At 32.6% G+C, this 14586-nt stretch carries 15 protein-coding genes; 12 read left to right on the top strand and 3 right to left on the bottom strand.

Translation table 11 applies throughout. The annotated features are described in order from the left end of the window. Positions 1–8: 8 nt before the first annotated feature. The 11 genes from hisB (at position 9) to OA85_RS03630 (ending at position 10703) form a co-directional block, all read left to right on the top strand. Positions 9–1145: a bifunctional histidinol-phosphatase/imidazoleglycerol-phosphate dehydratase HisB gene (hisB, locus tag OA85_RS03680; RefSeq protein WP_039108140.1), complete on the top strand. Its 1137-nt coding sequence runs from the start codon at positions 9–11 to the stop codon at positions 1143–1145. A gap of 15 nt (positions 1146–1160) precedes the next feature. Next, a complete protein-coding gene (locus OA85_RS03675; RefSeq protein WP_039108139.1) occupies positions 1161–1748 on the top strand; it encodes a GNAT family N-acetyltransferase in 588 nt (195 codons plus the stop codon). A gap of 58 nt (positions 1749–1806) precedes the next feature. Further along, a complete protein-coding gene (hisH, locus tag OA85_RS03670; protein ID WP_039108138.1) occupies positions 1807–2388 on the top strand; it encodes an imidazole glycerol phosphate synthase subunit HisH in 582 nt (193 codons plus the stop codon). Between the two features lie 36 nt (positions 2389–2424). Continuing rightward, positions 2425–3156 (top strand): 1-(5-phosphoribosyl)-5-[(5-phosphoribosylamino)methylideneamino]imidazole-4-carboxamide isomerase, encoded by a 732-nt coding sequence (gene hisA / locus OA85_RS03665; RefSeq protein WP_029286473.1) that lies wholly within the window; start codon positions 2425–2427, stop codon positions 3154–3156. Positions 3157–3165: 9 nt separating this feature from the next. After that, the gene (locus OA85_RS03660) at positions 3166–3525 is read left to right on the top strand and encodes a four helix bundle protein (protein WP_039108137.1); all 360 of its coding nucleotides are present in this window, start codon (positions 3166–3168) and stop codon (positions 3523–3525) included. A gap of 33 nt (positions 3526–3558) precedes the next feature. Beyond that, positions 3559–4314 (top strand): imidazole glycerol phosphate synthase subunit HisF, encoded by a 756-nt coding sequence (gene hisF / locus OA85_RS03655; protein WP_039108136.1) that lies wholly within the window; start codon positions 3559–3561, stop codon positions 4312–4314. Between the two features lie 98 nt (positions 4315–4412). Beyond that, the gene (gene hisIE / locus OA85_RS03650; RefSeq protein ID WP_039108135.1) at positions 4413–5012 is read left to right on the top strand and encodes a bifunctional phosphoribosyl-AMP cyclohydrolase/phosphoribosyl-ATP diphosphatase HisIE; all 600 of its coding nucleotides are present in this window, start codon (positions 4413–4415) and stop codon (positions 5010–5012) included. A 128-nt stretch (positions 5013–5140) separates the two neighbouring features. Further along, positions 5141–6286, top strand: coding sequence for an alpha/beta hydrolase (locus OA85_RS03645; RefSeq protein ID WP_231557073.1), 1146 nt, complete (start codon positions 5141–5143; stop codon positions 6284–6286). Between the two features lie 55 nt (positions 6287–6341). After that, positions 6342–7775, top strand: coding sequence for a M17 family metallopeptidase (locus OA85_RS03640; RefSeq protein WP_039108134.1), 1434 nt, complete (start codon positions 6342–6344; stop codon positions 7773–7775). A 3-nt stretch (positions 7776–7778) separates the two neighbouring features. Further along, positions 7779–8993: an acetyl-CoA carboxylase biotin carboxylase subunit family protein gene (locus tag OA85_RS03635; protein ID WP_039108133.1), complete on the top strand. Its 1215-nt coding sequence runs from the start codon at positions 7779–7781 to the stop codon at positions 8991–8993. Between the two features lie 54 nt (positions 8994–9047). Beyond that, positions 9048–10703: a M1 family metallopeptidase gene (locus OA85_RS03630; protein WP_039108132.1), complete on the top strand. Its 1656-nt coding sequence runs from the start codon at positions 9048–9050 to the stop codon at positions 10701–10703. A 50-nt stretch (positions 10704–10753) separates the two neighbouring features. Here the strand turns inward: OA85_RS03630 and OA85_RS03625 are convergent, their stop codons facing one another. After that, entirely contained in the window at positions 10754–11590 is an 837-nt protein-coding gene (locus tag OA85_RS03625) for an AraC family transcriptional regulator (RefSeq protein WP_039108131.1), read from the bottom strand. A gap of 156 nt (positions 11591–11746) precedes the next feature. On the opposite strand from OA85_RS03625, the gene OA85_RS03620 reads away from it, so the two are divergent. After that, positions 11747–12742 (top strand): phytanoyl-CoA dioxygenase family protein, encoded by a 996-nt coding sequence (locus tag OA85_RS03620; protein WP_039108130.1) that lies wholly within the window; start codon positions 11747–11749, stop codon positions 12740–12742. 55 nt (positions 12743–12797) lie between these two features. On the opposite strand, the gene OA85_RS03615 is transcribed toward OA85_RS03620, so the two are convergent. Next, a complete protein-coding gene (locus tag OA85_RS03615; RefSeq protein ID WP_039108129.1) occupies positions 12798–13673 on the bottom strand; it encodes a sugar phosphate isomerase/epimerase in 876 nt (291 codons plus the stop codon). Positions 13674–13692: 19 nt separating this feature from the next. Further along, positions 13693–14586, bottom strand: coding sequence for a hydroxypyruvate isomerase family protein (locus OA85_RS03610; RefSeq protein ID WP_039108128.1), 894 nt, complete (start codon positions 14584–14586; stop codon positions 13693–13695).

The raw sequence follows: 14586 nt of genomic DNA, 5'->3' as shown, positions 1-14586 counted from the left end.
ATAATATAATGAAAAAAATACTTTTTATAGATCGTGACGGAACAATGGTTTTAGAACCAAATGATTATCAATTAGACAGTTTCGAAAAATTAGAATTTTATCCTAAAGCATTTCAATACCTTGGTAAAATTGCTTTAGAACTAGATTTTGAACTCGTAATGGTTACGAATCAAGATGGTTTAGGAACTAATTCTCATCCAGAAATTAACTTTTGGCCCGTTCATAATTTAATTATGAAAGCTTTTGAAAATGAAGGAGTTGTTTTCAAAGAAGTATTAATTGATAAAACATTTCCGCACGAGAATGCACCAACTCGCAAACCTGCAACGGGTTTGTTGACAAAATATATTGATAATCCAGAATATGATTTAGAGAATTCATTCGTAATCGGAGATAGAATAACTGACGTGGAATTAGCAAAAAACTTGGGTTCAAAAGCTATTTTTATCAACACGGACGAAGCTTTGGGAAGTGCTGAAATTGCTTCAAAAAGAGAAGAATTGGACTCCGTTATTGCTTTACAAACTACAGATTGGAAAGTAATTTATGAGTTTTTGAAATTAGAAGAACGTTCTGCTTCAATTGAAAGAAAAACAAACGAAACGGATATTTACATCAACTTAAACCTTGACGGAACCGGAAAAAGTAAAATCGAAACTGGAATTGCTTTCTTCGACCACATGCTGGACCAAATTGCCCGTCACGGACAAATGGATTTAGAAATCCTAGTAAAAGGAGATTTAGAAGTCGATGAACACCACACTATTGAAGACACTGCGATTGCACTTGGAGAAGTCTTTGCAAAAGCCTTAGGGAATAAATTAGGAATAGAACGTTACGGTTTTTGTTTGCCAATGGACGATTGTTTAGCGCAAGTTGCGATTGATTTTGGAGGCAGAAACTGGTTGGTTTGGGAAACTGAATTCAAACGCGAAATGGTAGGAAAAATGCCTACGGAGATGTTCTATCATTTCTTCAAATCGTTTTCGGATGGTGCTAAAGCAAACATTAATATCAAGGCAGAAGGAACGAACGAACATCACAAGATTGAAGCCATTTTTAAAGCTTTTGCAAAAGCAATAAAAGTAGCAGTAAAACGTGATACGGAGAAGATGATTTTGCCAAGTACAAAAGGAATGCTATAAAAATTTAATTAGATAATGAAAGATTTTTTGAATAAACAAATTCAACTTGAAAATCACAGAGTACTTTTAATTCCATTTTCAAATGAAAAAACAGAAGAGCTAAGAACTATAATTTTTGATAATGCTATTTGGGAGTTTATGGGGATGTATGTTAAAACAGAAAATGATTTTAATAATTACATCAAAGATACCCTAGAAAAACATTCAAAAACAGCGTACTCTTTTTTGATTATTGACAAATTAACCAATGAAATTGCAGGAAGCACTAGTTTTGGAAATATCAATTTTAATAGTCAAAAACTTGAAATCGGTTGGACATGGTATGGCAAAAAATTTCAAGGAACAGGTTTAAATAAAGCGTGTAAATTTGAATTACTTAAATACGGATTTGAACAAATTGGTTTAAGACGAATTCAATTCAGTGCTGATTTAGAAAATAGTAGATCCCAAAAAGCGATTGAAAAACTAGGTGCTATTCAAGAAGGAATTTTTAGAAATAATTATATAGATTCTTTGGGAAAAAGTAAAGATGATGTTTATTACAGCATTATAAAAGAAGATTGGCAAAATAGTAAAGAGCAATATTTTTCGGAATATCTTTAGAAATAATAAATTGACAAGCTAGAACGATTTTGAAAGCGAGTTAAGAGTAATATAAAACATGAAAATAGTAATCATAAATTACGGCGCAGGAAATATTCAAAGCATTATGTTTGCCATCGAAAGATTAGGATTCAAAGCGGTTTTGAGTAATAATCCAGATGAAATAAAGGCAGCCGATAAAGTTATTTTTCCAGGTGTTGGTGAAGCAAGTTCAGCAATGAAAATGCTTTTAGAAAGTGGCTTGGAAACTTTGATTCCAACCTTGAAACAACCCGTTTTAGGAATATGTCTGGGCATGCAATTGATGTGCAACAAATCAGAAGAAGGAAATACAAAAGGGTTGGAAATTTTTGATGTCGATGTAATTAAATTCACACCAAAAGTAAAAGTGCCACAAATGGGTTGGAACCAAATTTATAATTTGAAATCACCATTGTTTAACGGCATTAATGAAAACGAATACATGTATTTGGTGCATAGTTTTTATGTGCCAAATTGTCCCGAAGCAATTGCTACAACAGATTATGAAGTAGAATACGCCTCAGCTTTACAGAAAGATAATTTCTATGGAACACAATTTCATCCAGAAAAAAGTGGCGATATTGGAGAACAAATTTTGGCTAATTTTTTAAAACTTTAAGTTGAGTCTTTAAGTTTTCTTTTAAACTAAATTATAATGAGAATAATACCCGCAATAGATATCATAGAAGGAAAATGTGTCCGCTTGTCAAAAGGCGATTACAATACCAAAATTATATACAATGAAAATCCGCTTGAAGTGGCGAAGTCATTCGAGGCACACGGAATTGAATACTTGCATTTGGTTGATTTAGACGGAGCAAAGTCAAGCCAAATTGTGAATTATAAAATACTGGAGCAAATAGCTACACAAACCAAATTGAAAATTGATTTTGGCGGTGGATTAAAATCGGATTCTGATTTGAAAATTGCTTTTGAAAGTGGTGCAAATCAAATTACCGGCGGAAGTATTGCTGTCAAAAACAGAGAACTATTCGAAAAATGGATTACTGAGTATGGTTCTGATAAAATCATTTTGGGAGCAGATGCTAACAATGAAAAAGTAGCCGTTTCGGGTTGGTTAGAAGATTCTAATGAAGACTTGATTCCTTTTATACAAGATTATCAAAGCAAGGGAATTCAGTACGTAATTTGTACGGATATTGCCAAAGACGGTATGCTTGAAGGACCATCGTTTGATTTATACGCTAAAATTTTGGCAGAAGCTAAAGGTATTAAACTAATTGCTTCAGGAGGAATTTCTACTTTTGACGAATTACCAAGACTGGCTGAATTAGGTTGTGAAGGAACAATAATAGGAAAAGCAATTTACGAAGGTAGAATTTCATTGAAACAATTGGAACAATATGTTTTAAGTATGAATTATTAAGTATTAAGTATGAGTGAAGATGTAATAAAAATAAAAAGTTTTTCTTTTGCCATTAGAATTGTTAATTTATATAAAACTTTAAATACTAGAAGTGAATACGTAATGAGTAAACAAATTTTACGTTCAGGAACTTCTGTAGGTGCAAATATTAGAGAAGCTAAAAACGCAGAAAGCAAAGCTGATTTTATTCATAAAATGGGTATTTCTCAAAAAGAAGCAGATGAAACATTATATTGGCTTGAACTCTTACAAGCAACAAGTTATATTTCAAATGAAGAATTTTTAAGTTTAAATAATGATGGTGTCGAAGTTTTAAAATTAATAAAAAGCATAATTATTACTTCTAAAAATAATATCAAAAAAACTTAATAATTCATCCTTACAATTTAATACTTAATTTAGATGTTAACAAAAAGAATTATTCCCTGTCTCGATATAAAAAACGGAAGAACCGTAAAAGGTGTTAATTTTGTGGACTTGCGTGATGCTGGAGATCCGGTGGAATTAGCCAAAATATATTCGGATGAAGGTGCAGACGAATTGGTTTTTTTGGATATTTCGGCAACAGAAGAAAGAAGAAAAACCTTAGTTGATTTGGTTCGTAAAGTCGCTTCAACTATTAATATTCCGTTTACTGTTGGTGGTGGAATTTCATCAGTTAGTGATGTTGAAGTATTGTTACAAAACGGAGCAGACAAAGTTTCCATTAATTCATCGGCTGTGAAAAACCCTCAGTTGATAAATGATTTAGCACAAAAATTTGGAAGTCAATGTGTCGTTGTTGCGATTGATGCCAAACAAATTAATGGGCAATGGATTGTTCATTTAGTGGGCGGAAAAGTGCCTACCGAATTGAATTTATTTGATTGGGCAAAGGAAGTGGAACAAAGAGGTGCGGGCGAAATCTTATTCACATCAATGGATAATGACGGAACTAAAAACGGGTTTGCCAATGAAGCTTTGGCTACACTTTCGGAGTTAGTTAATATTCCTATTATTGCTTCTGGTGGTGCGGGAAACATGCAGCATTTTGTAGATACTTTTCTGGAAGGAAAAGCTGACGCAGCATTGGCAGCAAGTGTATTTCATTTTAAAGAAATTGAAATCAAAACATTAAAAAAAGAACTTAAAAACAACAATATCGAAGTACGTATTTAAGTAATAAGTCTTAAGTATGAATTATTAAGTTTGAATTGCTTAATACTTGCACCTTAATACTCACACCTTAATACTTACACCTTAATACTTAAAAAAAAATGAATATAGATTTCTCAAAAAACACAGACGGATTAATTCCTGCCATAATTCAAGATAGCGAAACCAAAACGGTTTTGATGTTGGGTTTCATGAACGCCGAAGCATATCAAAAAACGGTTGATACTAAAAAAGTTACTTTTTATAGTCGTACCAAACAAAGGCTTTGGACAAAAGGCGAAGAAAGTGGCAATTTCCTGAATCTGATTGACATCAAAAACGACTGCGATAATGATACTTTATTGATACAGGTAAAGCCTGAAGGACCAACATGCCATAAAGGTACAGATACGTGTTGGGCTGATGAAAACAAAGCTGATTATGGCTTTATTTCGAATTTAGAAGATACAATCCAACTTCGAAGAGAAAATGCGGATTCTGAAAAGAGCTATGTTGCTTCATTATTTAAATTAGGAATGAACAAAATTGCCCAAAAAGTAGGTGAGGAAGCCATTGAAGTAGTTATCGAAGCCAAAGATGATAATGATGATTTGTTTTTGAGCGAAAGTGCTGATTTGCTTTTCCATTACCTTATATTGTTACAAGCCAAAGGATTTAAGCTAAATGATGTTGTGGAAGTTTTAAAAAGTCGCCAAAAGTAAAATCATTTAATAATTTTTCCCCATACAAACCCAATAGGAAATTCATTTGCTATTGGGTTTTCTTTTTTCTTTTATTTCAAATCGCAATCGACTATATTTACTATTTATTTTTAAAATATAAGTAGTCAATGCAAGTGATGAATTCAGACAATACCACATTTACCGAAGAAATAAATAATCCGATTCTAAATACAGGGCTGCATATAATCCTTACAACTGATGAAGATGATGCGAGACCCGTTTATATTTCAGGGAATTTTAATCAATGGCGCACTCAGGACAAAGAATTCATAATGGAGAAAATTGGTATTGGTTTGTATCATTATAAATTTCCACATGATTTTGATTATCCTGTCGAGCTTTTGTATAAATTTACGAAAGGGGATTGGAGTGAAGTAGAAATTGACAGTCGTGGAAATCGTACTGAAAACCGTTCAACAAATAATTATACTGGCATTCAAAAAGAACACGTAGCCAGATGGAGAAAGAACTGGTTGCCTTTTAAGCAATCTTTTTTACCGCAAGTTCAATTGATTTCAGATGAATTTATAATTCCGCAACTTAACAAAACAAGGAAAATTTGGGCCTTATTACCTCATGATTATGACAATTCAAGTGAAAGTTATCCAGTTATGTATTTGCAGGATGCCCAAAATTTATTCAATGAAGCAGCCGAATTTGGCAATTGGGAAATTGATAAAAAACTGGCAGTTATGTCAGAATATAAAATTGGAAAAATTATAATAATCGCTATAGAACATGCCGAGGAAGATCGTATAAAAGAGTATAATGTTGGGAAAACTGTATTGGGAAAAGGTCAAGGTAAAAAATACATTCGATTTGTGACTGATACGCTAAAACCATATGTAGACAGTAATTTTAGAACTAAAAAAGAACGAGAATTTACTGGTATAGGAGGGAGCTCTATGGGTGGATTAATCAGTATTTTTAGTGGTTTGAGAAACCCCGAAGTTTATGGGAAGTTAATGATTTTTTCACCATCACTTTGGGTCGTTCCAGAATTAAAAATCAATGCTGAAAAAGCTAATTCAGCAGATACAAAAATCTATTTGTATGCTGGTGGAGATGAAAGTGCAACAATGATTGAACACGTAAAAAAGTTTCAAAAAGATTTGATTTTAAGCGAATTTGTAAAAGACAAATCAAAGATTAATTTAAGTATCAATAGACAAGGGAAACATAGCGAAACCTATTGGAGTGATGAATTTCCTAAAGCAATTGAATGGTTGTTTTTTAATACAAAAAAAACATAGATACATTATTTAAAGTGTCTTCAATCAATAAGCGAAAAAAAAATTAAAAGAACAAATGAAAACAAGTACAGTAGTAAACTTAGATAATTTTTCAGGAACAATTTTAATTCCGGCTTTTGAAACGTACTCAAAAAGTATTGTTCCCATCGCATTTAATGGATTAGAAATTGCTTCCAAAGTTTTTTTTGGTAAAAAAGACACCCACTATTTAGCCGAAAAAAATGACAATACTTATATTTTTATTGGCTTAGGAAAAGCGATAGACTATAAATCTTTAAAAACTATTTTCCGTCGGATCTCATCGAAACAAAAAGATAATTTCAGTTCGAATGTCGCTTTAGTTATACCGGAACAATTCACTCAGGATCAGGTTGAAGCCATCGTTTCAGGTTTGCTTTTAGGAACCTATGATTTAGGTCATTTTAAAACAGAGAAAAAGGAACATCCTTTTTTAGATCCGGATTTTACTTTGAATCTGGTTTCTGAAAAAGATTATTTGGCTACAGCCAAAAAAGGAATTAAAATAGCCAAAGCACAATTAGCAACTTATAATTTGGTCGATTTACCACCCAATACCATTAATCCAAAATATTTGGCGAATTGGGCTAAAGAGACTGGAGAAAAATATGGATTTGATGTAGAAGTCCTCGGTTATGAAGCTTCAAAAATTGCAGGTCTTGGCGCATTTTTAGCGGTAGGAAAAGGAAGTGAAAATGAGCCTCAATTTATCATTATGAATTACACTCCTGCAACCCAAGTGGAACACATAAAACATGTTGGATTAGTGGGAAAAGGAATAACCTTCGATACTGGCGGATTAAATATAAAAACAGCAGGAATGGTTCACATGAAATGTGATATGGCTGGCGGTGGCGCAGTACTAGGAGCCATGCAACTTATAGCCGATTTGCAATTGCCAGTGAAAGTAACTGCTATTGTTCCTTGTGCCGAAAATTCGGTTGACAGTAAGTCCTTTTTACCTAGTGATGTGATTCATAGTTACAGTGGACATTCGATAGAAATTATTGATACGGATGCCGAAGGCCGACTTGTTTTAGCCGATGGATTATCGTATTTGATTAAAAATTTTAAACCGGAATATATTGTTGATATCGCTACACTTACAGGAAGTAGCGTTGGTACTTTTGGTTATGAATGTGGTGCTTTGTTTACCAATAATGAAGAAATGGCTAAGAAATTACAAGAAAATGGAGATGCAATTGGAGAGCGTTTGTGGCCTTTACCACTTTGGGATGTTTATAAATCAGACATTGAAAGCGATATAGCTGATGTAAAAAATTATAGCGGAAAACCAGTTGCTGGAGCAATAAGCGCAGCAAAATTTTTAGAATATTTTACCCAAGAGCATAAAGCTTGGGCACACCTTGACGTTGCAGGAGTGGCATTTGGCGATGATGAATTTGCTAAAAGTAAACATGCAACAGGGTATGGAGTTCATTTATTAACTAAGTTCATAGAAAATTTATAACGTATGGAAAACTCTAAAACCTTCCTTTGTATTTCAAATTATTTTAAGGGTGCCGATTTTTTAATTAATTTAAAAAAATCAGGCAACAAAGTCTATTTAGTGACAAGTGAAAAACTGAGAGACAAACCATGGCCACATCAATATATTGATGAGATTTTTTATATGGAAGGTCAAGATGTTGATTGGAATTTAGAGCATTTATTATTGGGTGTTGGTAATTTCATGAAGTCTACAAAAATTGATGCCATAGTAGCTCTCGATGATTATGATGTGGAAAAAGCAACATATCTCAGGGAAAATCTTCGTATTGACGGAATGGGACAAACCACCGGACGTTATTTTAGGGATAAACTCGCTATGCGCATGAGAGCGAAAAGTTGCGGTATTCCAATTCCTGCTTTTTGTTCGTTATTTAATGATCATGACATCAATACTTTTGCTGATACGATTGAAGCTCCGTGGGTTTTAAAACCACGCTCTGAAGCTTCGGCGACAGGGATTATAAAAGTATATGACAAAGAGAGTTTATGGATTCACATAAACGAAATGGGGAATAATAGATTCAAGTATTTATTGGAGCAATTCAAACCAGGCGATGTGTATCATTGTGATAGTTTGATTTCGGATAGTAAAGTAATCTTTAGTTTGACTTCAAAATATTTAGCTACGCCAATGGAAATTTCACAAGGCGGAGGTGTTTTTCGTTCTGCCAATATTCCTTATGATTCTGAAGATGACAAAGCCATCAAAAAGATAAATGAACAAGTATTGAAAGGCTTTGGATTGAAACATGGTGCCGCTCATACTGAATTTATAAAATGCAAGGATGATGGACAAATCTATTTTCTGGAAACATCATCCCGAGTAGGTGGAGCGCATCTGGCAGAAATGGTTGCTGAGGCTTCCAATATTAATTTATGGAAGGAGTGGGCCGCAATTGAAAATGCGTTGGTAAAAGAGATCAAATATACTTTACCAAAAGTAAAAAAAGAATATGCTGGTATTGTTCTGACTTTGTCCAAATTTCAGCATCCTGATTTATCATCATTTTCAGATTCAGAAGTTTGTTTTAGGGTTCCATTGGAATATCATGCAGGATTGATTGTAAAATCGGATAAAAAGGAAAGAGTTTTAGAGCTATTAGAAGATTATGGAAATCGCTTAGCTACTGATTTTACAGCGGTAGTAGAGCAAAATTCAGTTTCTAAATTGCATTAATATTTCATTTATTTGTAAAAATTAATTTATATTTTATTTCTAAGTTTCAAATTTATGAAAAAATATTTCAGCATTATTTTTATTGCATTTTTCATTTCTAATAATGCTAATGCACAAGGGCTTCTTGGACATAAAGAGCAAGTATTCACAAGACAAGATTCATTACGAGGTAGTATTACTAAAGAAAGAGCTTGGTGGGATGTGAAATACTATCATCTTGATGTAAAGGTAAATCCTGCCGATAGTACTATTACTGGTTCTAATACCATACGATATCAAGTGGTACAAGAATACTATAGGATGCAAATTGATTTGCAGAATCCAATGGAGATATACAAAGTCATTCAGGATGGCGTAACTTTAAAATTCAATAGAGAAGGAAATGCTTTTTTTATTGAATTGATAGCTCCACAAAAAATAGGTTCAACAAAAGAACTTACTGTGTTTTACGGAGGAAAACCTAAGGTTGCTGTAAATCCACCTTGGGATGGTGGTATAACCTGGAAAAAAGACAGTAATGGGAATCCTTTTATAGCTTCTTCTTGTCAAGGATTAGGTGCCAGCGTTTGGTGGCCTAACAAAGACCATATGTATGATGAAGTAGAGAGTATGCTTATTAGCGTGAATGTTCCAAAAGGTTTGACAGATGTTTCCAATGGTCGTTTGCAAAGCGTCAAACAAATGAAAGACGGAACGAAAACATACAATTGGTTTGTATCAAATCCCATCAATAACTATGGAGTAAATATAAATATTGGTGATTACGTTACTTTTTCAGAAAAATTTAAAGGAGAAAAAGGAGATTTGGATTGTACTTATTATGTTTTGAGAGACAATCTTACCAAAGCAAAAAAGCAATTTCAAGACGTACCGAGAATGTTGAAAGCTTTCGAACATTGGTTTGGACCTTATCCATTTTATGAAGACAGCTATAAACTAGTTGAAGCTCCTTATTTAGGGATGGAACATCAAAGTAGTGTAACATACGGAAATGGTTTTAAAAATGGATATTTAGGAAGAGATTTAAGTGGAACGGGGTGGGGTTTAAAGTTTGATTACATCATTATTCATGAATCGGGACACGAGTGGTTTGCTAATAATATCACTTATAAAGATATTGCTGACATGTGGATACATGAAAGTTTTACAGATTATTCTGAAAGTCTTTTTCTGGAATATTATTATGGCAAGGAAGCGGGATATACTTACGTAAGAGGAATTAGAAAAAATATTGCAAATGATAAACCAATTATTGGTAACTATGATGTAAACAATGAAGGCTCCAGTGACATGTATTATAAAGGGGCTAATATGTTACACACTTTGCGTCAAATTGTCAATGATGATGTTAAATGGACAACTATTTTAAGAGGTTTGAACAGTACTTTTTATCATCAAACAGTTACTACCAAGCAAATCGAAGATTACTTAAGTCAACAAGTTGGAATAGAGTTAAATCCATTCTTCAACCAATATTTGAGAGATACCAGAATTCCAACATTAGAATATTTTTTCAAGGATAATCATCTTGGCTACCGTTGGACGAATTGCGTTCCTAATTTTAATATGCCCGTTAAAGTAACTTTGAATGGAAAAGAAGAATTACTGAAACCAGAAACGGAATGGACGGCTATCCCTGCTAAAACTGAAAATTCAAAATTAGAAATAGACAAAAATTTTTATGTTGCAGGATTTAATATAACGGAATAAAAAATAAATAAAAGGATGTGTTTTTCAAATATAATTGGAAACACATCCTTTTATCTTTTCTTAAACTGAATCGGATTTTCACCCACTACTTTTTTGAAAATACGATTAAAATAAGACAGGCTTTCAAAACCACATTCGTAACAAGTTTCAGTTACATTTTTATCACTTTGCAAAAGTCTTTTAGCTTGTTCAATTCGATATTGATTCAGAAATTCAGTAAACGTCAAGCGTGTCATTTTCTTAAAATAACGACAAAAAGCAGCTTTAGATAAATGAGTCAGCTTTGCAATTTCTTCAATAGAAACAGCCCTTTGATAGTTGTTTTCTATAAATTTATAGACTACTTTTAATCTTAACTGCTCTTTATTATTATATAGGTTTTCAAATGGCTTATCATGTAAAAGAGTCATTTCATTTGATGTTGCTAAAATTTGAAATAAAGACAGCACTTCTATAAATTGTTCAAAATGAGATAAAAGGTGAATTTTCTGAAGTCTTTTTCCAACTTTACCCTTTATATCTCCATGAAAACTAACTACCTTTTTTGAGTTTTCAAATAATTGATAAATGGAAGCTAATTCAGGTGTTGTAATAAAATCATTTTTGAAAAAATCTTCTTTTATCTGTAAAACTACTTTTTCATATTCCGTTTTAATTCCGTAGTCAAAATTCAAATGAGGAATATTGGAACCTATAAAAACCAAATCACTTCCTTCAAAATCACTCACATGATTTCCCACACGTCTGGTTCCATTTGGCGCAACAATAAAAGTCAATTCAAATTCGGGATGAAAATGCCAATAATAAAAATCATTCAGTTTTGGATTAACTAAGATTCTAAATGAACTTCCAGCTAATCTTTTTATATCTTCAAAAACTATCTTCATACCTTGATAAACTCTATAATTGTTCAAAAATATACATATCTCTGATTAAATGTACTAAATAAATCAATATTGTACAAATAGCAGTAAATTTTGTGAAAGTATTTAGCCTTCACTTTTTCTAATTTTGAATTAGTAATAACACTAAATATCAGAACAATGGAAAAGAATGATAAATCAATGACACCGACTATGACTCCTACAATGGCGCCAAATAATGCTCACAAAGATATTCCGGGGAATCCATCAACAGCAAAATCCAGTACATCTAAATTAAATGATCGTTCAAATGGGAAACCATTACGTTTACTAACAGAAGAAGATTGGAAATTTTGGATCGAGAATGGATACATTGTAATAAAAAACGCTGTGCCAAAAGAAAATGCTAAAAAGATGGCAGATTTTTTATGGGAATTTGAAGAAAAAAATCAAAATGATCCTGAAACTTGGTACGCTCCACCCAGAGCCGAAATGCAAATGAAAGAACTTACAAATAGTGGTATGGTTGAAGTATACAATCATCAATACCAATGGGATAACCGACAAATGCAAAAAGTGTATGATGCATTTGTAGACATTTGGGGAACAGAAAAATTATGGGTTACAATAGATAGAGCCAATCTCAATTTGCCAATTAGACCCGGTTTTGATTTCAAAGGATTCATACATTGGGATTATGATCCAGAAACAAAACCACAAAACGTACAAGGTGTACTTGCTTTAGCAGACCAAACTGATGAAAACATGGGGGGATTTCAATGTATTCCTGATTTATATCGAAATTATGACACCTGGAAATTAACACAACCCGAAGATAGAAATCGTTTCAAACCAGATGTTACCGGACTGCAAGATAAATTTGTAAAAGTAAAAATGGAAGCGGGTGATTTATTAATTTTTAATAGTACACAACCTCATGGAATACGTCCAAATATTACAAAAGATAAAGTAAGAATGGCGCAATACATTTCTATGATGCCAGCTGAAGAGGATAATGAAGAATTACGCCAATGGCGAATTAATTCTTGGCAAAACCGAATTGCACCGGAAGGATATGCATTTCCTGGAGATCCTCGTAATTGGGAACAAACTAAATATGAAACAGCCAAATTGAGTGAATTAGGCGAAAAATTATTAGGAGTAACAAAATGGTAATAAAAAAGGGATACTGAGTATCCCTTTTTTTATATAACTATATTTTTTTAGAATATTATATTAAGTTATTTTTGATGTAATTGTAACTTACCGCTGCAGATTCTATTGGATTGGGTTTGTAATTAGATTCATGTTCCAAAAAGAAACGTTTCATTCCAGAAAGTTCAGCTTCAGCAAAAATAGCTTTAAAATCTATCGAACCAGTTCCAATTTCAGCATTAAAATCTGGATTTATTTTGTCCATATCTTTTACATGCCACATTTTAAAACGTCCTGGATGTTCCTTAAATAATTGCAATGGATTATTTCCAGAACGAACTACCCAGTATAAATCCATTTCAAAATCAACTAAGTTTTTATCTGTATTATTTAATAAAATCTCATAACCTGTAGTAGATTCAAATTTTTCAAATTCAAAATCATGATTGTGATACGCTAATTTTAAACCGGAAGCTTTACAAATTTCTGCAGCCTGATTTATTTTTGATGCTAATTTTTTATAATCATCACTACTTTTTCCTCTTAAGTTTTGTACTATATAAGGTACCGTAATGTAATCACTTCCTAAAATATTAGCTGTCTCAACATAAGACTTAATAGCTTCTGTTGAGCCATTTTCTATATATCCATTGAAATCAAAATGATTACTGGTAGCCTTTAAACCATTATCACACAACATCGATTTAAAATCTTTTACTGAAGTACCAAAAAAACCATTACTTGGAGAATAACCAAAAGTTTCTACTTCATTAAATCCTACTTTTCCAACTTGGGCTAATACACCTTTGACATCTTTAGGTAAAGTATCTCTTAGCGTCCATAATTGAATTCCAATCGGTCTCTTTTTTGAAGCAAATGCAAATGAAGGAGCAATAGCTAATGCTCCCAATGCCAAACCGCTATTTATTAAAAAATCTCTTCTTTTTATCATTAGTTATTTTTTTAATTAGTTAAATATCACATATTGTAATAGCCTGTTTTAAGGAGGCTAGTTTGTTTGGATTTATAGGAATAAACTCTTGACCTACAAATCCTTTGTAACCTGTTTTGGCAATAGCTCTCATTATTGCCGGGTAATTAAGTTCCTGTGTTTCATCAATTTCATGTCGGCCAGGAACGCCAGCTGTATGAAAATGTGCAATATATTCATGATTATCAGTGATGTTTCGAATCACATCACCTTCGTCAATTTGCATATGATAAATATCGTAAAGCAATTTAAAATTTTCAGAATTCAAACGCTTTGCCAATTCAACTCCCCAAAATGTTTTATCGCATTGATAATCATGATGATCTATTTTGCTATTTAAAAGTTCCATTACCAGAGTTACATTATGTTTTTCTGCCAATGGGATTAGTTTTTGCAAACCAATTACGCAATTATTCCAACCTTCTTCATCTGTTATTCCTCTTCTGCTTCCGCTAAAGCAAATTAGATTTTTATATCCTGCTTTCGCCACTAGCGGAATCATTTCCGTATAATTCTTTATCAGTGTTTCATGAAATTTGACATCGTTGAAACCATCAACTAAATTAATTTCAGCTCCATTGCACATGGTAGATACTAAATCATACTTTTTCAATGTAGGCCAATCTTTAGGTCCAACCAAATCAATACCTGTAATTCCCAGTTTTTTTACTTCAATGCAAAGATTTTCTATGTCAAAATCGTTAAAACACCATCTTGCAACAGAATGATTTATGTTACCCTTTAAAAAATTAGACGCCATATCAGTTTCATTTTTTGGCATAGCCAAAGCAGAAAAACCAGTTGGAATACTCATTGCGGCTGTACCGGCTAGAATTCCTTTTATAACCGATCTTCTATTTAAATTAGTACTCAT

Source organism: Flavobacterium sp. AED (assembly GCF_000812945.1).
Lineage (GTDB): Bacteria > Bacteroidota > Bacteroidia > Flavobacteriales > Flavobacteriaceae > Flavobacterium.
Note: the sequence above shows the minus strand (reverse complement) of the source record. Positions and strands in the feature narration are given on the sequence as shown.